At 70.6% G+C, this 17290-nt stretch carries 20 protein-coding genes; 10 read left to right on the forward strand and 10 right to left on the reverse strand.

Annotation, left to right across the window (positions count from 1 at the left end; genetic code table 11):
* Positions 1–15: 15 nt before the first annotated feature.
* Both pyrE and ABD289_RS04695 read left to right on the forward strand, forming a co-directional pair.
* On the forward strand, positions 16–555 hold the full coding sequence (pyrE, locus tag ABD289_RS04690) for an orotate phosphoribosyltransferase (RefSeq protein WP_344126883.1): 540 nt from the start codon (positions 16–18) through the stop codon (positions 553–555).
* Between the two features lie 176 nt (positions 556–731).
* Positions 732–1403 carry a TrmH family RNA methyltransferase gene (locus ABD289_RS04695; protein WP_344127159.1) on the forward strand — a complete coding sequence of 224 codons (672 nt, stop codon included), beginning with the start codon at positions 732–734 and terminating at the stop codon, positions 1401–1403.
* A gap of 121 nt (positions 1404–1524) precedes the next feature.
* On the opposite strand, the gene ABD289_RS04700 is transcribed toward ABD289_RS04695, so the two are convergent.
* The 4 genes from ABD289_RS04700 to ABD289_RS04715 form a co-directional block, all read right to left on the reverse strand.
* Positions 1525–2184: a DedA family protein gene (locus ABD289_RS04700; protein ID WP_425564567.1), complete on the reverse strand. Its 660-nt coding sequence runs from the start codon at positions 2182–2184 to the stop codon at positions 1525–1527.
* A gap of 163 nt (positions 2185–2347) precedes the next feature.
* Complete coding sequence (locus ABD289_RS04705) at positions 2348–2536, reverse strand: hypothetical protein (protein WP_344126888.1); 189 nt, start codon at positions 2534–2536, stop codon at positions 2348–2350.
* Positions 2537–2673: 137 nt separating this feature from the next.
* Positions 2674–3813 carry an N-acetylglucosamine-6-phosphate deacetylase gene (gene nagA, locus ABD289_RS04710; protein WP_344126890.1) on the reverse strand — a complete coding sequence of 380 codons (1140 nt, stop codon included), beginning with the start codon at positions 3811–3813 and terminating at the stop codon, positions 2674–2676.
* A gap of 111 nt (positions 3814–3924) precedes the next feature.
* Entirely contained in the window at positions 3925–4494 is a 570-nt protein-coding gene (locus ABD289_RS04715) for a SigE family RNA polymerase sigma factor (protein WP_344127162.1), read from the reverse strand.
* A gap of 95 nt (positions 4495–4589) precedes the next feature.
* Between ABD289_RS04715 and ABD289_RS04720 the strand changes: the two genes are divergently transcribed.
* From ABD289_RS04720 to ABD289_RS04735, 4 genes are all read left to right on the forward strand, one after another.
* Positions 4590–4868 carry a YciI family protein gene (locus tag ABD289_RS04720; protein ID WP_344126892.1) on the forward strand — a complete coding sequence of 93 codons (279 nt, stop codon included), beginning with the start codon at positions 4590–4592 and terminating at the stop codon, positions 4866–4868.
* Positions 4869–5070: 202 nt separating this feature from the next.
* A complete protein-coding gene (gene fbaA, locus ABD289_RS04725; RefSeq protein ID WP_344126894.1) occupies positions 5071–6099 on the forward strand; it encodes a class II fructose-bisphosphate aldolase in 1029 nt (342 codons plus the stop codon).
* Between the two features lie 143 nt (positions 6100–6242).
* Entirely contained in the window at positions 6243–6653 is a 411-nt protein-coding gene (locus tag ABD289_RS04730) for a DUF3151 domain-containing protein (protein WP_344126896.1), read from the forward strand.
* 123 nt (positions 6654–6776) lie between these two features.
* Positions 6777–7856, forward strand: coding sequence for an FUSC family protein (locus tag ABD289_RS04735; RefSeq protein WP_344126898.1), 1080 nt, complete (start codon positions 6777–6779; stop codon positions 7854–7856).
* A 6-nt stretch (positions 7857–7862) separates the two neighbouring features.
* On the opposite strand, the gene ABD289_RS04740 is transcribed toward ABD289_RS04735, so the two are convergent.
* The 3 genes from ABD289_RS04740 to ABD289_RS04750 form a co-directional block, all read right to left on the reverse strand.
* Positions 7863–8105, reverse strand: a complete 243-nt coding sequence (locus ABD289_RS04740) for a hypothetical protein (RefSeq protein WP_344126900.1) — start codon at positions 8103–8105, stop codon at positions 7863–7865.
* A gap of 155 nt (positions 8106–8260) precedes the next feature.
* Positions 8261–8899: an HNH endonuclease family protein gene (locus ABD289_RS04745; RefSeq protein ID WP_344126903.1), complete on the reverse strand. Its 639-nt coding sequence runs from the start codon at positions 8897–8899 to the stop codon at positions 8261–8263.
* A 181-nt stretch (positions 8900–9080) separates the two neighbouring features.
* A complete protein-coding gene (locus tag ABD289_RS04750) occupies positions 9081–9791 on the reverse strand; it encodes a hypothetical protein (protein ID WP_344126905.1) in 711 nt (236 codons plus the stop codon).
* A 103-nt stretch (positions 9792–9894) separates the two neighbouring features.
* Between ABD289_RS04750 and ABD289_RS04755 the strand changes: the two genes are divergently transcribed.
* On the forward strand, positions 9895–11181 hold the full coding sequence (locus ABD289_RS04755) for an adenylosuccinate synthase (RefSeq protein ID WP_344126907.1): 1287 nt from the start codon (positions 9895–9897) through the stop codon (positions 11179–11181).
* Between the two features lie 241 nt (positions 11182–11422).
* Here the strand turns inward: ABD289_RS04755 and ABD289_RS04760 are convergent, their stop codons facing one another.
* The gene (locus ABD289_RS04760) at positions 11423–12526 is read right to left on the reverse strand and encodes a glycerophosphodiester phosphodiesterase (RefSeq protein ID WP_344126909.1); all 1104 of its coding nucleotides are present in this window, start codon (positions 12524–12526) and stop codon (positions 11423–11425) included.
* A gap of 189 nt (positions 12527–12715) precedes the next feature.
* Between ABD289_RS04760 and purD the strand changes: the two genes are divergently transcribed.
* The 3 genes from purD (at position 12716) to ABD289_RS04775 (ending at position 15479) form a co-directional block, all read left to right on the forward strand.
* Positions 12716–13978 carry a phosphoribosylamine--glycine ligase gene (purD, locus tag ABD289_RS04765; protein ID WP_344126911.1) on the forward strand — a complete coding sequence of 421 codons (1263 nt, stop codon included), beginning with the start codon at positions 12716–12718 and terminating at the stop codon, positions 13976–13978.
* Between the two features lie 17 nt (positions 13979–13995).
* The gene (locus ABD289_RS04770; RefSeq protein WP_344126913.1) at positions 13996–15162 is read left to right on the forward strand and encodes a pyridoxal phosphate-dependent aminotransferase; all 1167 of its coding nucleotides are present in this window, start codon (positions 13996–13998) and stop codon (positions 15160–15162) included.
* A 152-nt stretch (positions 15163–15314) separates the two neighbouring features.
* Positions 15315–15479, forward strand: a complete 165-nt coding sequence (locus ABD289_RS04775) for a hypothetical protein (RefSeq protein ID WP_344126915.1) — start codon at positions 15315–15317, stop codon at positions 15477–15479.
* Between the two features lie 22 nt (positions 15480–15501).
* On the opposite strand, the gene ABD289_RS04780 is transcribed toward ABD289_RS04775, so the two are convergent.
* Positions 15502–16089 (reverse strand): HAD family hydrolase, encoded by a 588-nt coding sequence (locus tag ABD289_RS04780; protein WP_344126918.1) that lies wholly within the window; start codon positions 16087–16089, stop codon positions 15502–15504.
* 9 nt (positions 16090–16098) lie between these two features.
* Positions 16099–17121: a threonine aldolase family protein gene (locus ABD289_RS04785; RefSeq protein ID WP_344126920.1), complete on the reverse strand. Its 1023-nt coding sequence runs from the start codon at positions 17119–17121 to the stop codon at positions 16099–16101.
* Positions 17122–17290: the final 169 nt, after the last annotated feature.

Raw genomic sequence — 17290 nt, forward strand, 5'->3', positions numbered from 1 at the left:
GTATCCTTCGGTCCCGTGGATGAACAGCAGCGCTCCAAGCTCGCCGCCCTGGTGACCGACTTGGCCGTGGTGCACGGTCGCGTCACCCTGTCCTCCGGCAAGGAGGCCGACTACTACGTCGACCTGCGCCGGGCGACCCTGCACCACGAGGCCGCGCCGCTGATCGGAACACTGCTGCGGCAGCTGACCGCCGACTGGGACTACGCGGCCGTCGGCGGGCTGACCCTGGGCGCGGACCCGGTCGCCGCCGCGATGCTGCACGCCGGAGGTCCCGCGCTGGACAACTTCGTGGTGCGCAAGTCGGTCAAGACGCACGGCATGCAGCGCCAGATCGAGGGGCCGGACGTCACCGGGCGCCGGGTGCTCGCCGTGGAGGACACCTCGACCACCGGCGGGAGCGTGCTCACCGCGGTCGAGGCGCTGCGCGCGGGCGGCGCCGAGGTCGTCGGAGTTGCCACCGTCGTCGACCGGGACACCGGGGCGCGCGAGGTCATCGAAGCCGAAGGGCTTCCCTACCGCTCGCTGCTCGGCCTGTCCGACCTCGGCCTGGCGTGACCGAGCACATCGAACCCACCACGACCGACCGCGCGGCTCAGGTCGTGAGCGACGGCGCGGACGCGGCGTCCGGCACCGGCGAGGACCTGGGGCCGGTGGTGCGCGAAGGCGCTGATCCGGTCGCGAGCGGCGACACCGGTCCGGACGTGGGCGCAGGCGTGGCCGCGAGCGGCGACGTGGGTCGGACCGCGGGCGCGGGCACCGCCGGTGAGGACGTCGGTCCGACCGAGTGGGGCACCACGGTCGGGGTCGGTCCGTGGGAGGGCGCCTGGCCGAGCGATGACCGCTACGACCCGGAGCTGCTCGAGCACGGCGACCGGCGCAACGTCGTCGACCACTACCGGTACTGGCGGCGCGAGGCGGTCGTGGCCGACCTGGACGCCCGGCGGCACGACTTCCACGTCGCCATCGAGAACTTCCAGCACGACCACAACATCGGGACCGTGGTGCGCACGGCGAACGCCTTCGCGGCCAAGGCGGTGCACATCGTGGGCCGTCGCCGGTGGAACCGGCGCGGCGCCATGGTCACCGATCGCTACCAGCACGTGCACCACCACCCGGACGTCGAATCCCTGGTGGACTGGGCCCACGCGCAGGACCTCGCCGTCGTCGCGGTGGACAACACCCCGGGCGCCGAACCCGTCGAACGGGCCGCCCTGCCACCCCGCTGCGTCCTGCTCTTCGGCCAGGAGGGCCCGGGCATCAGCGACGACTCCCGCGGCGGCGCCGACCAGGTCGTCTCCATCTCCCAGTTCGGCTCCACCCGCAGCATCAACGCAGGCGTGGCTGCGGGCATCGTCATGCACACCTGGATCCAGCAACACGCCGACCTCACCCAGGCCTGGTGACAGTTTTGCCTAGAACTGCCACATGATCATGTCCGTTTTTCCGGACAGTTTTAGGCAAAACTGTCACCAGACATGACGAAGGCCTGCACCCCCGGGGAGTGCAGACCTTCGAAAGCGGAGGTCAGGCCGCTTCGCGGGCCTTCTCGCGGCGACCCTTGATGTACTCGACGGCGATCGGGACCACCGAGATGATCACGATGATGATCGCCATCGCCTCGATGTTGTTCTTGATCCACGGGATGTTGCCGAGGAAGAAGCCCATCAGCGTCATGCTGCAGATCCACAGCACACCGCCGATCGCGGAGAAGCTGAAGAACTTCCGCTGATCCATCTGCCCGACACCGGCGACGGCGGTGATGAAGGTGCGCACGATCGGCACGAAGCGGGCCAGGATGACCGCCCGGGCGCCGTACTTCTCGAAGAACTCGTGGGTCTTGTCCACGTGCTCCTTCTTGAACAGCTTCGAGTCCGGCTTGTTGAACAGTGCCGGTCCGGCCTTGCGGCCGATCCAGTAGCCGGTCACGTTGCCGACGAAGGCGCAGATCGTGAGGATCAGGCAGGCCGCCCAGACCGGGGTGCTGATGGCGCCGGAGGCGATCATCAGGCCGGTCACGAACAGCAGCGAGTCACCCGGCAGGAAGAAGCCGATGAGCAGGCCGCACTCCGCGAAGATGATCAGGCTGACGCCGATCATCGCGAAGGGGCCCAGGGAGGTAACGATGTGCTCCGGGTCCAGCCACTTGGGCAGCAGAGCGAGCGCAGGGGCCGCGGTGTTCGCCATCGCGGTCAGTTGGGTCGTCACGGTTGCCAACGGTACCGAAGCCGAGTGCGTCCCGACCTCCGGGCGACCACCTGGGTGAACGCGCAGCGCAGCGGTATCGACACCCAGCGATCAACCCGGTGTGCTCGCTCGGCGTCGAAAACCACCCGATCCCGCGGGAAGCTCACCCCAACGGGTAGAGCACCGTGACGCTCGCCGCAACAACTCCGGCCAGCAGTCCGAGCAGCGCCGCGAACAGCAATCCCCAGGTCACCTCGGGTCCACGCCCAGGGGCGAAGCGCGCGGTGCCCGAGCGCCCACCCGCCCGCGCCCGCAGGGCCGCGGACAGCACCGCCTCGGGGTCGCGCTCCATTCCCCGAGCTTAACGAGCGGTAACCCGCCACCGGTCCCAATTCACCCCAACGGGTCGATAACCACAGCGCAGCCACCTTCACCCGTCCGAGAACTCTCGAAAACGCGACCCGGAATTCCAGGGAATTTCGGGCACCGTCAGCGGGTGCTGGTGCCTGCGCGGAGGACTGTTCGCAGGGTGAGGTTCTGGTCGAGGACGACCAGGTCGGCGGTGGCGCCAGGGCTGATGGAACCGACGCGCCCGGACAGACCGAGCAGGCGGGCCGGGTTGGTCGCGGTGGCGGCGACCGCGGCCGGCACCGACAGGCCGCAGCTGCGGACCAGGTTGGCGAAGGCGACGTCCATGGTGAGCGTGCTGCCCGCCAGCGAGCCGTCCGACAGCCGCGGCTCGCCGTCGCTGACCGTGACCGGCAGCGCGCCGAGCTCGTAGGTGCCGTCCCCCGCACCCGTGGCGCTGATGGCGTCGGTGACCAGCAGCGTCCGATCGATGCCCGCGTGCTCGGCCGCCAGCCGGGCCACCGTCGGATGCAGGTGCACCAGGTCGCAGATCAGCTCGACGCTGACCCGCTCGTCGTCGAGCAGCTCGCCGACCGGGCCGGGTTCGCGGTGGTGCAGCCCGCGCATCCCGTTGAACAGGTGCGTCGCCACCGTGGCCCCCGCCTCGACCGCCGCCGACACCTGGTCGGCGACCGCGTCGGTGTGCCCGACGGCGGCGATCACCCCGGCCTCGGTCAGCTGCCGCACCGCGTCCCGGGACCCCGGGAGCTCCGGAGCGAGGGTGAGCATCCGGATCGCGCCCCGGCCCGCCTCGATGAGCTGCCCGATCGACTCCGGATCCGGCGAGCGCAGCGCGTCCGGGTCGTGCGCGCCGCAGCGCGCGTGCGACAGGAACGGTCCCTCGAGGTGGATGCCGGCGAGCAGCCCCTCGCCGACCAGATCGGCCAGGGCGCCCACCTGCTTGACCAGTTCCGGTAGCGGCGCGCTGACCAGGCTGGCCAGCATCGTCGTCGTGCCGTGCGCGCGGTGGAAGTCCGCGGCGGCGCGGGCCTGGGCGGGCTCCAGCGCGGTGAACGAGCCGCCGCCCCCGCCGTGGCAGTGGATGTCCACGAAACCCGGCACCAGCCAGTGCCCGTCGAGGTCCCGCGCCGGGCCGGCGGGCGGTGTGCCAACGCCCACCTCGGCGATCTCGTCGCCGGTCACCCGGACCCAGCCGGGGTCCAGCACGCCTCGGGTCGTGACTACGCGCGCGCCGGTGAGGATCAGTTCGGCAGTGTTCACACCCGCGATCCTCCGCTACCGAGTGCTCAGTGGTCTACACCAAAAGCGCGTGTTTTCCGGCTCAACTCGCCACCGAGGTCACACCATCCCGGACGTGCTGCGCAATCCGGATCAATTCCCCATGATCTTCTGCAGCGCCGAGAGCGCGCGGCTGGCCGTGGACTTGACCGTGCCCTTCGACAAGCCCGTCGCCTCGGCGATCTCGGCTTCGGAGAGGTTGCCGTAGTAGCGCAGCACCAGCACCTCGCGTTGCCGCCGCGGTAGCTGCCCCAACGCGTCGACCACCGCCTGGTGCTCGGCGGTGAGCATGGCCAGCGACTCCGCCGAACGCGCGTTGGCCTGGTGCGGGGGTTCGTACGCGCGGGCGGTCTTGCGCCGTCGCAGCACCGAGCGGCTGCCGTTGACCACCGCGGTGCGCAGGTACCCGATCGCCGCGTTGGCGTCGCGCAGCCCGGACCAGTTGCGGTAGAGGCCGGTGAAGGCCTCCTGCACGACGTCCTCGGCGGTGGTCGGCTCGTCCACCAGCAGGATGGCCAGCCGGATCATCCGCATCCGCTGCTGCTTGTAGATGTCCTCGAGGGTCAGCGGCTGCGGAGCGGTTCGACTCGCGCCATCGAGCTTGCGCAGCGTCCCCAGTGTCTTCTCTACGCTGCGCTCGATTCCTTCCGGATCATCGCCCATGATCTGCAACTTACCGGCTGCGGGCACCCGCGCGGCGTTCGGCCGGGTAGCGTCGGTGGTCACCAGTGATCGAGTTCGCGGAGGAAGATCGACCCATGCCCAGGTTCGTTTTCGACATGGTCTACGGCGACGACGAGGACAAGCGGCTGGCCGTGCGCCCCGAGCACCGGGAGTACGCCAAGGGGCTTGCCGAGCGGGGCAAGCTGCTCGCGGGCGGGCCGTTCGCCGACGGCAAGGGAGCGCAGATCGTCTACGAGGCCGCCGACGAGGCGGAGCTCGACGAGCTCATCGCCAACGATCCGTACACCAAGGCGGGCGTGCTCGCGTCGACGTCCGTCCGGCAGTGGGAGGTCGTCACCGGTGCTTGGCTGTAGTCCCTCGGCCTTCGGCGTGTGAGGCTGTGCACAGGATCGATTACTGAATCCTTTCGCGAGCTTGTTCGCGCCACCCCGCTGCGGCAGTGTGACGCGAAAGAGTGGTGCCCGCCGAAAATCCCGCTGTCGAGGGGAATCGGGCACCTAGGATGCTGCGCGACTCGCGTCAACGAAGACCGACTCCATCCAAGGAGGATGATCGATGCCCATCGCGACCCCCGAGGTCTACGCGGAGATGCTGGACCGGGCGAAGACGGGTGAATTCGCCTATCCGGCAATCAATGTGACCTCGTCGGAGACGCTCAACGCGGCGCTGCGCGGGTTCGCCGAGGCCGAGAGCGACGGCATCATCCAGGTCTCGACCGGTGGTTCCGAGTTCGCCTCGGGCACCAAGGTCAAGGACATGGTCACCGGGGCCACCGCGCTCGCCGAGTACGCGCACGTGGTCGCGGACAAGTACCCGGTCAACATCGCGCTGCACACCGACCACTGCCCGAAGGACAAGCTCGACGGCTTCGTCCGGCCGCTGATCGACATCAGCCAGCAGCGGGTCAACCGCGGGCAGAACCCGCTGTTCCAGTCGCACATGTGGGACGGCTCGGCCATCGACCTGGACGAGAACCTGGAGATCGCGCAGGAACTGCTGGAGAGCTCGGCCAAGGCCAAGATCATCCTCGAGCTGGAGGTCGGTGTCGTCGGCGGCGAGGAGGACGGCGTCGCCAACGACATCAACGAGAAGCTCTACACCGCCCCCGGTGACTACGTGAAGACCGTCGAGGCGCTGGGCTCGGGCGAGAAGGGCCGCTACCTGCTGGCGGCGACCTTCGGCAACGTGCACGGCGTCTACAAGCCGGGCAACGTCAAGCTGCGCCCGGAGATCCTCAAGCAGGGTCAGGACGTGGCTTCCGAGAAGCTGGGGCTGCCCGCCGGATCGAAGCCGTTCGACCTGGTCTTCCACGGTGGTTCCGGCTCGTTGCTGGAGGAGATCCACGAGGCGGTCTCCTACGGCGTCATCAAGATGAACATCGACACCGACACGCAGTACGCCTTCACGCGGCCGATCGCCGATCACATGATGAAGAACTACGACGGCGTGCTGAAGATCGATGGCGAGGTCGGCAACAAGAAGACCTACGACCCGCGCAGCTACCTCAAGGTCGCCGAGCAGGCCATGGCCGAGCGCGTGCAGCACGGCTGCGAGGTCCTCAAGAGCGCCGGCAAGAAGCTCTGAGGTCCGCTTCGGGAGCCGTCCGGCGCGGATGAACCCGCCGGGGACTCCTCGAGCAGCGGTCGCGAGATCTCTTCGACACGGCCCGTCCGCCCGTCCGGTGGACGGGCCGTGTCCTGTTTCCGGTACCTGGAAGGATTGGGGTCATGACGAGGAACCTGTTGGAACCGCCGGAAACGCTGCTGCCGGAGAGCCCCGAGGCGCAGAGCGCCCTGGACGCCGGTACCGATCCGGCGAAGGTCGCCGCGCAGCACCCCGCGTTCAGCGCCGCGTGGGCGGCGCTGGCGCAGGCCGCGCTCGACTCCGGCGAGCACATCGCCGCCTACGCCTACGCCCGCACCGGCTACCACCGCGGCTTGGACGCGCTGCGCAAGGCCGGTTGGAAGGGCTTCGGCCCGGTCCCGTGGCGACACGAGCCGAACCGCGGCGTGCTGCGTTCGGTCGCCTGCCTGGCCAAGGCCGCCGAGGGCATCGGCGAAACCGAGGAGTACGAGCGCTGCCGCCAGCTCCTGGAGGACAGCGACCCGGCTTCGCTGGAAGCCACCGGCCTGGCCTGACGCGCTCTTCGCGCTGCAACCGTCCTTCCGGGACGCCCGTCTCGGCGGGACGGTTCCGGCGAAAGCTGCCGGACGTTCGCCCGGTGCGTGATGATGTCGGGTGTGTGGCGGTTTCGCGAGGAGTTGAGCCGGCGGTTCCGGCGGTTGTTGCGCACCGGGGTGCCGATCGTGCAGTGCGCGGTCGCGGCCGGGGTGGCCTGGTTCCTGGCTCACCAGGTCGTCGGGCATCCCACGCCGTTCTTCGCGCCGGTGGCGGCGGTGGTCTCGCTCGGCGTCTCGCTGGGGCAGCGGATGCGCCGGTCGCTGGAGCTGGTGGTCGGGGTCAGCATCGGCGTCGGTGTCGGCGACGTGCTGATCTATCACATCGGCAGCGGTGCCTGGCAGATCTCGCTGGTCGTTGCGCTGGCCATGAGCACCGCGGTGCTGCTGGACTCCGGCGGTGTGATCGTGCTGCAGGCCGCTTCGTCCTCGGTGCTGGTCGCGACCCTGCTGCCACCGGCGACCGCGGGCGGTCCGCTGCGAATGATCGACGCGGCCATCGGCGGACTGGTCGGTTTCGCGGTCGCGGCACTGCTTCCCGCCAATCCGCTCGCCGTGGCGCACCGCAACGGGCGCGTCGTGCTGGGTGCTTTGGCCGAGGCGCTGCGCGGGGTCGCCAGCGCCGTGGCGCACGCCGACGTCGAGGCGGCCGCCGATGTGCTCGCCCAGGCGCGCAAGAGCCAGAAGTCGGTGGAGGAGCTGCGGGTCGCGCTGGAGGGCGGTCGCGAGATCGCGCGGTTCGCGCCGATCCGCTGGCATCGCCGCCGAGATCTGGAGCGCTACGAGAACGCCGCCACGCCGATGGATCGCGCGCTGCGCAACACGCGGGTGCTCGCCAGGCGGGCGCTGGCCGCGCTCCGCGACGGTGAACCCGTACCGCGGCCGTTGCCCAGCATGCTGGAGGAGCTCGCGGGCACCGTGGCGCTGTTGCGCGACGAGCTCGCCAGCGGGACGGATCCGTTGCAGGCCAGGGAATCCGCCCGCTCGGTGGCGCGACGATCCACAGTGGAGATGCTCGGCGAGGGCGATTTCTCGATGCAGGTGGTGGTCTTGCAGGTCCGCTCCATCACCGTCGACCTGCTGCAGGCCACCGGCCTGACCCGCGAGGAGGCCAACGCGGCCCTCCCGCCGCTGCACCCCGAGGACGACGATTCCGAGGGCTGAGCGGCGTCAGGGCCGGTCGAGCACCGCGGCCAGCGCGTTGTGCAGGGGATCGTGGTCGCGCGGGTCGTGCAGGGTGCAGTCCGCGGCCGACAGCCGGTACCACTCGGCCGCACCCGCGTAGCGGATCGAGACCTGCACGGCGCCGTCCTCGCACGTGGTGGCCAGCTCGAGATCGCCGGTGATGACGCCGACCTCGTCGGTCAGCACGCCACCGGGCGGGGCGGTCAGCGCGGTGCGCAGCTCCGGCATCCGAACCTCCTGATCGTCGGGACCCCAGTGTCCCGCCGCGGCGGTGGTTCCGCCGGAGCGTGACAGTTTTGCCTAAAACTGTGAGGGCTCCGCGCCCGAGATGTCCGTGCAGTTTTAGGCAAAACTGTCAGTTGGCGAAACCGCCGCGGTCGGGATCAGCAGGTCGCCAGGGCCGACTCGAGGGCGGACTTCTCCGCGTCGGTGATGGTCAGGTCGTACTTGTGCTTGGTGCCGACCCACATCGAGGCGTACGTGCAGTGGTACTCGGTGCGCGAGGGCATCCACTCGGCGGGCGTCTGGTCGCCCTTCGACTGGTTGACGTTGTCGGTGACGGCGATCAGCTGCGGGCCCTCCAGGTCGTTGGCGAAGGCCTCCCGCTGGTCCCGGGTCCACTCGGCGGCGCCGGAGCGCCAGGCGGCGGCCAGCGGCACGATGTGGTCGATGTCCACGTCGGACGGCTGGGACCAGGTCTCGCCGTCGAACGGGCTGTACCAGCTCCCCGCGGTCGGGTAGCAGTCCGAGCCGACCTCGACGCCGTCGCCATCGCGCTTGAGGACCGACTCGCGGGTGTTGCAGTTGTCCGGGCCGCTGGACCAGTGCGGGAACTCGTCGCGGCTGTAGCCGTCCATCGAGCCCTCGGGGGCGACGGTCAGCTCGCCGAGCTCGGCCTGCGCGGTGGCCGGGTCCGGAATGCCGGGCGGTTCGGCCGCGGCGGGCGCGACCAGGCCGAGGCCGAGCGCTCCGGCGAGGGGCAGGGCGGTCAGGGCGGTGCGCAGAGAACGGCTGCCGATCATGGCTACCTCCGTTTTTGGCGTTCGACGCCTCAACGATTGCCCACGCGAGTGGCGACATCAATGCCGGAGAGTGACCGGAGGGTGACCTGACGAGAACACGCCACCAAGTGAATTCACAGTTTTGCCTAAAACTGCGCGGGCTCCGCGCCCGAGATGTCCGTGACAGTTTTAGGCAAAACTGTCACGTTGCTGGTCGGGCGAGGTGGAGGTCTTCGGTGTGGCGGTACCAGACCCACTTCTGGGCGGGCCTCGGGTGCGGGACGCCGTCCCGGGTGATCGTCGTTTCGTCGAAGGCGAGCTGGAGGGCGCGGCCCCGGGCCGTTTCGGTGCGCTTGCGCAGGAAGCTCCGGCGGGTGGTGGTGACCCGGAGGCCGTCGAAGCTGACGTCGAGATTGGTGCTCAGCGGATGGGCCGAGGACTCCGGTAGCGGTGCGGCGTCGGGGTCCGGGGAGGCCACCAGGCTCAGCGCCGGACCGTGCAGGACCTGCTGGTCGTCGCAGTAGGCCTGGCCGGTGATCGGTTCGATCCGCCCCTCGCCGAGCAGGATCCCGCCCGCGTCATCGCGCAGCAGCGGCGTCGGCCGCGGCTCGCCGTCCAGCGCCCGGGAGAAGTCGCCCGCTTCCAGGCCCCACAGCCGAGCCACCGGCGAGTCGGCGACCGGTACGTAGCCGACGGCCAGATCGCCCAATCGCTCCTTGCGCAGCATCCGCAGCACCACGGCAGCCAGGTCGGCGTCGGTGCCGTGCACCACCACGCGGCCGGAGGCCTCGGCGAGCAGCGGATCCACCTCGGCGCGCCCCGGTCGCTCGGGCAACTCGTGCCATTGCGCACGGTCACCGCGAGGACGCGCTGCGCGGTCGACGTTTCCGCAGCACAATGCGGTGGTACTCACGTTTTGCTCCTGGTTTACCCTGATCGATCGGCACTTCCCGTGGTGGGAGCGGGCGAAGCGTGCGGTCACGCTGGCGACCACCCAGTCCAGGTTGGAGTTTCACATGCCGGCGATCGTGCTGATCGGCGCCCAGTGGGGCGACGAAGGCAAGGGTAAGGCGACGGATCTGCTCGGTGAGCGGGCGCAGTGGGTCGTCCGCTACCAGGGCGGCAACAACGCGGGTCACACCGTGGTGTTGCCGGACGGGCAGGACTTCGCGCTGCACCTCATCCCGTCGGGGATCCTGACCCCCGGCGTGACGAACGTGATCGGCAACGGCGTGGTCGTCGACCCCGGCGTGCTGCTCGAGGAGCTCGCCGGGCTGGAGGAGCGCGGCGTGGACACCTCGCGGCTGCTGCTGTCCGCCGACGCGCACCTGATCATGCCGTACCACGTGGCCATCGACCGCGTCACCGAGCGCTACCTGGGCAAGAAGCAGATCGGCACCACCGGCCGCGGCATCGGGCCCTGCTACCAGGACAAGATCGCCCGGGTCGGCGTGCGCGCCCAGGACCTGCTCGACGAGAAGATCCTGCGGCAGAAGGTCGAGGCCGCGCTCGACTTCAAGAACCAGATCCTGGTCAAGGTCTACAACCGGCGCGCCATCGACCCGGAAGAGGTCGTGGACACCGTGCTGGGCCAGGCGGAGAAGTTCGCGAACCGCATCGCCGACACCAAGCTGCAGATCAACCAGGCCCTGGAGCGCGGCGAGACGGTGCTGCTGGAGGGCTCGCAGGGCACGCTGCTGGACGTCGACCACGGCACCTACCCGTTCGTGACCTCGTCGAACCCGACCTCCGGTGGCGCCAGCGCCGGCTCCGGCGTGGGTCCGACCAAGATCAGCAGCGTGGTGGGCATCCTCAAGGCCTACACCACGCGCGTCGGCGCGGGCCCGTTCCCGACCGAGCTCACCGACGAGGCGGGCGAGGACCTGCGCAAGCAGGGCGGCGAGTTCGGCGTCACCACCGGCCGCTCGCGGCGCACCGGTTGGTTCGACGCGGTCATCGGCCGCTACGCGACCCGCGTCAACGGCATCACCGACTACTTCCTGACCAAGCTCGACGTGCTCTCCGGGCTGGAGACGATCCCGATCTGCGTCGCCTACGACGTCGACGGCGAGCGGGTCGACGAGATGCCGATGACCCAGACCGGGGTGCACCACGCGGTGCCGGTCTACGAGGAGATGCCGGGCTGGTCCGAGGACCTGAGCAAGGCCCGGACCTTCGAGGACCTGCCCGCCAACGCTCGCGCCTACGTCGAGCGCATCGAGGAGCTCATCGGTGCCCGCGTGTCGGCGATCGGCGTCGGCCCCGGCCGGGACGAAACGATCGTGCGTCACGAGATCGGCTGATCGAGCGCTCCGGCGCATCGCACAGGCGAAAGGCCGCCGTCCCCGGGCAGGGGGCGGCGGCCTTCACTTTGGGCGGGCGGTGCAGGGGTGGCGACGGCCCGCCCGGTCTCACGGCTCGCTGCCGGTCCCGTCGCGCGCGACGGCGCGGGTGGCCGGACCCGGCCCGCTCGGCTCCGCGCGCGGGCGGCTGAGGGGCGTCTCGGCCGTTCTCGCCGAGCGGCCTGCCCGGGTCCGCATCCGCTCAGCCCTCCTCGCGGGCGGCGACGGCGATGTCCGGGTTGTCGCTGAAGATGCCGTCGATGCCGGTGGCGAACAGCGCCCGGAAGAAGCCGAACGCGTCGCCGTAGGCGTTCGGGTCGTCCGAGGAGCGGAAATCAGCGGGCAGGAAGGTGTTCTCGGCCCGCACGGTGTAGGGCACGACCTCCAGCCCGGCCGCGTGCGCGTCGTCGACCACGGCGGTCGGTTCGGTGCGGAATTCGTCGTCGTCGACCGGCAGGACGACCTCGGTGTCCGGCCCGATCACGTCCGCGTAGCCCGCGATCTCGCGCAGCCCCTGCGGGGTGACCATGTCCTCGTAGCTGCGCGGGTCACCGGCCTCGACGAAGTCCTGCGGCGCACCGCTGCTGCTGATCAGCTGCACCAGTCGCACGTTCAGCTCGGAGTCGAGCTGCTTGAGGTTGCTCACCTCGAACGACTGAACCACGACCTTCGACTTCAGCTTGTTCAGCCCGTTCTCGTCCAGCACGTCGACCAGCCGGGGCTCCAGGGGTAGCCCGATCGAGCGGAAGTAGCTCGGGTGCTTGGTCTCCGGCGCGATCCCGATGTCGCGGCCCAGCTCCTCGGACAGCCGATCGCGCAGGTCGATGACCTCTTGCAGCGTCGGGACCTGGAAGCGGCCGTCGTAGATGGTGTTCTGCTGGCGCACCTCCGGCAGGCGCTCCGCGGCGCGCAGCGTCTTGAGCTCGGCGAGGGTGAAGTCCTCGGTGAACCACCCGGTGTGCTCGGTGCCGTCGATGACCTTGGTGTTCTTGCGGTCGGCGAACTCCGGGCGCTCGGCGACGTCGGTGGTGTTGGTGATGTCGTTCTCGTGCCGGGCCACCAGCACGCCGTCCTTGGTCGGCACCAGGTCCGGCTCGATGTAGTCGGCGCCCATCCGGGCGGCCAGCTCGTAGGAGGCCAGGGTGTGCTCGGGGCGGTAGCCGGAGGCTCCGCGGTGGCCGTAGACCTCGATCTCGGCCCGCTCCTCCGGGGGCTCCGCGGCCGCGGTACCGGTGGTCGCCACGACCATTCCCAACATGGTCAGACCGGTCAGCGATAACGCGGTCAACCGTCCTCTGATGCCCATCTGCTCTCCCGTTCCTCCGGCGGCAACGCAGCGCGCGGCCTCGTCCACCATTCCGCGCTCGATCGACCTCTCGGGCAAGGCGGATCAACCGCCGGGTGAACGCTCGACGACGGCGGCAGGGCCGCTGCACCCGCCTGGACCCGGGGGCAGCGCGCGAGTGGCTCAACGCACGCTCTACGCTTCGGCCTCGTGCGAATCCTCGTGATCGGCGGCGGCGGCCGGGAACATGCAATCGTGCTGGCGCTCTCCCAGGACCCGTCCGTGACGGCTCTGGCCTGCGCTCCCGGCAACGCCGGTACCGCCTCCATGGCCGAAGCCCTGGCGGTCGACGTCGCGGAACCGGACGAGGTGGTCAAGGCGGCCACCGAGTGGCGGGCCGACCTCGTCGTGTTCGGCCCGGAGACCCCGCTGGTAGCCGGTGCCTCGGACGCGGTGCGCGCCGCGGGCATCCCCTGCTTCGGCCCCTCCAAGGCGGCCGCGCGCATCGAGGGTTCCAAGGCCTTCGCCAAGGACGTCATGCAGACTGCGGGCGTGCCGACCGCCACCAGCGAGATCGTGGACAACCCGGCCAAGCTGGACGCCGCGCTGGCCGGTTTCGGCCCCACCTGGGTGGTCAAGGACGACGGGCTGGCCGCGGGCAAGGGCGTCCTGGTCACCAGCGACTTCGACGCCGCGCGGGCGCACGCCATGAAGCTGCTCGACGGCGGGCACCCGGTGCTGCTGGAGTCCTTCCTGGATGGTCCGGAGGCCTCGCTGTTCTGCCTGGTCGACGGCACCACCGTGGTCCCGCTGCTGCCCGCGCAGGACTTCAAGCGGGTCGGCGACGAGGACGCGGGCCCGAACACCGGCGGGATGGGCGCCTACGCGCCGCTGCCGTGGGCCCCGGACGACCTGGTCGAGACCGTGGTCCGCGAGGTCGTGCAGCCCACCGTCGACGAGCTGGCCGAGCGGGGCTGCCCGTTCTCCGGCCTGCTCTACGCGGGCTTGGCGCTGACCTCCAACGGTCCGCAGGTCATCGAGTTCAACTGCCGCTTCGGCGACCCCGAGACCCAGGCGGTGCTGGCTCTGCTGCGCACCCCGCTTTCCGAGCTGTTCCGGGCGGTGGCCGAGGGAACGCTGGCCGAGCAGCCGCCGCTGGAGTGGGAGCCGGGCGCGGCGGTGACCGTCGTGCTGGCCGCCGAGGGCTACCCGGGCAGGCCGCGCATCGACGACGTCATCCAGGGCGGCGACGCCCAGGGCGTGCTGCACTCCGGCACTCGCCGCCGCGACGACGGCGCCGTGCTCTCGGCCGGAGGTCGCGTCCTGTCGGTGGTGGCCACCGGCGAGGACCTGGCGGCAGCCCGCGAAGAGGTCTACCGGCGCGTGGACGGCGTCCACCTGCCCGGCGCGCACTGGCGCACCGACATCGCCAAGCGCGCCGTCGACGGGGAGATCCGCGTCCCGAACACCTGAGCTGGCAAGCTGTGCCCATGGCGAGTCAGCATCCCGGGCTCGGCGTCGCGTCTCGTGCCGATGTCGATCCGTTCCAGGTCATGGAGGTCCTGTCCGCGGCGGCCGCGCGGCAGCGGAGCAAGGGCGACGTGGTGTCGCTGGCCGCGGGTCAGCCTTCCACGCCGGCGCCGAAGGCGGTTCGCGACGCGGCCGCTCGCGCGCTGGAGGAGAACGCGCTCGGCTACACCGAGCAGCTTGGCGTCCACGAGCTGCGCGAGGCCATCACCGGGCACTACCAGCGGACCTACGCCCAGAGCGTCGGCAGCGACGAGGTGGTGGTGACCACCGGCGCCTCCGGCGCGTTCCTGCTGGCGTTCCTGAGCGCGTTCGAGGCCGGTGACCGCGTCGCGCTGGCCTCTCCCGGGTACCCGGCCTACCGCAACATCCTGTCCGCGCTGGGCTGCGAGGTCGTGGAGCTGCCGTGCGACGCCTCGACGCGGTTCCAGCCGACCGCGGCGATGCTCGACGAGCTGGACGAGCCGGTGCGCGGGTTGATCGTGGCCAGCCCGGCCAATCCCACCGGCACCGTGCTCTCCCGCGACGAGCTGGCCGAGCTCGCGGGCTGGTGCGAGGCGAACGGCGCGCAGCTGATCAGCGACGAGATCTACCACGGCCTGTCCTACGGGGAGCCGCTGCACACCGCGCGGGAGTTCTCCAGCGAGGCGATCGTGGTGAACTCGTTCTCCAAGTTCTGGTCGATGACCGGCTGGCGGCTGGGCTGGATGCTGGTGCCGCCGCGCCTGCTGCGCGCGGTGGACACGCTGACCGGCAACTTCACGCTCTGCCCGCCCGCGCTCTCGCAGCAGGCCGCCGTGGCCGCGTTCTCCCCGGAGGCCTACGACGAGGTCGCCGCGCACGTCGACCGCTACCGGCACAACCGGCGGTTGCTCCTGGACGGCCTCGCCGACCTGGGCATCGAGGTCGCCCCCGCCGATGGCGCGTTCTACGCCTGGGCCGACATCGGCCATCTCACCGACGACGCCAAGGACTTCTGCCGCAGGCTGCTCGACGACACCGGGGTGGCAGCGGTCCCGGGCATCGACTTCGACCCGAGCCGGGGCAACCGATTCCTGCGCCTGTCCTTCGCGGGGAGCGCGGAGGACATCACCGAGGCGCTGGAGCGACTGCGCTCCTGGCTGGGATAGGGCGGTTCCCGGCGGGACCACCGGGGTGGACGCCCCGGTGGCTTCTCCCCGAGGACCCTGATTTTTCCCGGGTATCGGCCGCGAGCAGGTCACCTACCCCGTTCACCGTGGCACGCTGGGTGCTACAGGCTCCGGCGAGTGAGGTGGTCGAGATGGTGTGGAAGGTGATCGGCGGGTTGCTGCTGGTCTGGCTCGTGCTGTCGGTGGCCGGGGTCGTGATCAAGGGCCTGTTCTGGCTGGCCGTGCTCGGCGGCGTCCTGTTCGTCGCCACGGCCGCGATCGGCTGGGCCAAGGACCGCAAGCAGATCAAGCCCTGACCGCGCCGCGGCGGCGCCGCGGTCAGATCTCCTCGATCAGGCGCTTCGCCTCCGCTGCGGATTCCCAGAGGTGCGCGTCGATGCCCGCGGCGCGAGCGGCCGCGATGTTGTCCTCGCGGTCGTCGAAGAAGGAGCAGTCCTCGGGCGCGGCGCCGAGCGCGTCGGTGAGGATCCGCCAGATCCGCGGGTCCGGTTTGGCGATCCCGAGATCGCCGGAGAACAGCAGGTGCTCGAACCACGGCGCCCACGGCTGGCGCTCCACGGCTCGACCGAACGTCGAGGACGCGTTGGACAGCATGGCCAGCGGTACGCCCTGCCCGCGCAGCTCATCGAGGAGCGCGATGGTCGCCGGGTCGGTGTTCAGCCAGCCCTCGACGTCGCGGGTGGTCAGCCGCGCGACCAGGGCGTCATCGACGGTGCGGCCGACGCGCGCCGCGACCGCTCGCCAGTAGTCCGCGTCGGGCAGCCCCTGGTCGTAGCGATCGCGCTCGGCCCAGTAGGCGCGCTCGAAATCCTCCGCGCCGACCTGCAGCAGCGCCGCCAGGGAGGGCAACTCCGCGGTCCGCCGGCTGATCACCTCGCCGTAGTCGAAAACCACCCAGCGGCCCACGCGCACCTCCTAGATACCGGCCTGCCCGATCCGGCGCAGCACCTCTTCAACATCGTCCTCGGACACGTCCCGGTGCAGCACGAACCGCACCTGCCCGCTCATCGGCACCGCCAGCACTCCGACCGAGGTTAGGCGCTGCAACGTCAGCTGCACGTCCGGAACGGCCGCCAGCAGCATGTTCGTCTGCGGCTGCGCGACCTGCCAGCCCAGCTCGGCGAGCCCGCCGGCCAGCCGCCGGGCGTTGTCGTGGTCCTCGGCCAGCGACTCCACCCGGTCCAGCGCGGTCAGCCCGGCCGCGGCGACGACGCCGCCCTGCCGGACTCCGCCGCCGAGCATCTTGCGCACCCGCCTGCCCGCGGTGATGAACTCCTCCGGGCCCGCGAGCACCGACCCGACCGGGGCACCGAGGGCCTTGCTCAGGCACACCTGCACGCTGTCCACGCCGACGGTCAGCGCCTTGGGCGGCACGTTCAGCGCGGCCGCGGCGTTCCACAGCCGCGCGCCGTCCAGGTGAACCTTGAGCCCGAGCTCCTTCGCGGCGGCGGCCAGCTGGGCGTGCTCGTGCGGGGGCACCACCGAACCGCCGGCTCCGTTGTGCGTGTTCTCCAGGCACAGCAGCGTGGTGTGCAGCGCGTCGTAGGCGGCGGTGATGCGGGCCTTGGCGCGCACCGTCTCCGCGGTCGGCCTGCCCGGTCCGGCGTCCCAGTCGAGGGGATCGGGCATGCCGCCCGCGAGCCACGCCGCGGAACCGAGCTCGTGGTTGAGCACGTGCGCGCCGTGCGGTGCCAGGAAGCGGTCGCCGCGCTTGAGGTGCAGCATCAGCGCGATCAGGTTGCCCATCGTGCCGCTGGGCACCCACAGCGCGGAGGCGGTGCCGAGCAGGTCGGCGACGCGCTCCTCCAGTGCTCGCATCGTCGGATCGTGGTCGAGCACGTCGTCGCCGACATCGGCGGCGGCCATCGCCGACCGCATCTGCTCGTCGGGACGGGTCACCGTGTCGGAGCGGAGATCGATGGGTGCCGAACTGGTCACGAACAGATCACACCACATCGGCATCGGGGCGTGGCAATGGGCTTGTGGGAGGGGGAGAGTGACTCGGGTATCAAAGACGGGCAGGATCGGGGTTTGAGATCGGCGTGCAACGGTTGAACCCGGCGATTCCGTCTTAACGAGTGCAGGCGACGAACGAGCGGAGAGTTCC

Origin of the sequence: Saccharopolyspora halophila, from assembly GCF_039531955.1 — a bacterium.
GTDB lineage: Bacteria > Actinomycetota > Actinomycetes > Mycobacteriales > Pseudonocardiaceae > Saccharopolyspora > Saccharopolyspora halophila.

Excerpts from the sequence above, each read along its gene's own strand:
- ABD289_RS04700 (WP_425564567.1), bottom strand. The coding sequence starts at position 2,184 with ATGGCGAACACCGCGGCCCCTGCGCTCGCTCTGCTGCCCAAGTGGCTG.
- ABD289_RS04705 (WP_344126888.1), bottom strand. The coding sequence starts at position 2,536 with ATGGAGCGCGACCCCGAGGCGGTGCTGTCCGCGGCCCTGCGGGCGCGG.
- ABD289_RS04715 (WP_344127162.1), bottom strand. The coding sequence starts at position 4,494 with ATGGGCGATGATCCGGAAGGAATCGAGCGCAGCGTAGAGAAGACACTG.
- ABD289_RS04720 (WP_344126892.1), top strand. The coding sequence starts at position 4,590 with ATGCCCAGGTTCGTTTTCGACATGGTCTACGGCGACGACGAGGACAAG.
- fbaA (WP_344126894.1), top strand. The coding sequence starts at position 5,071 with ATGCCCATCGCGACCCCCGAGGTCTACGCGGAGATGCTGGACCGGGCG.
- ABD289_RS04730 (WP_344126896.1), top strand. The coding sequence starts at position 6,243 with ATGACGAGGAACCTGTTGGAACCGCCGGAAACGCTGCTGCCGGAGAGC.
- ABD289_RS04740 (WP_344126900.1), bottom strand. The coding sequence starts at position 8,105 with ATGCCGGAGCTGCGCACCGCGCTGACCGCCCCGCCCGGTGGCGTGCTG.
- ABD289_RS04745 (WP_344126903.1), bottom strand. The coding sequence starts at position 8,899 with ATGATCGGCAGCCGTTCTCTGCGCACCGCCCTGACCGCCCTGCCCCTC.
- ABD289_RS04755 (WP_344126907.1), top strand. The coding sequence starts at position 9,895 with ATGCCGGCGATCGTGCTGATCGGCGCCCAGTGGGGCGACGAAGGCAAG.
- ABD289_RS04760 (WP_344126909.1), bottom strand. The coding sequence starts at position 12,526 with ATGGGCATCAGAGGACGGTTGACCGCGTTATCGCTGACCGGTCTGACC.
- ABD289_RS04770 (WP_344126913.1), top strand. The coding sequence starts at position 13,996 with ATGGCGAGTCAGCATCCCGGGCTCGGCGTCGCGTCTCGTGCCGATGTC.
- ABD289_RS04775 (WP_344126915.1), top strand. The coding sequence starts at position 15,315 with ATGGTGTGGAAGGTGATCGGCGGGTTGCTGCTGGTCTGGCTCGTGCTG.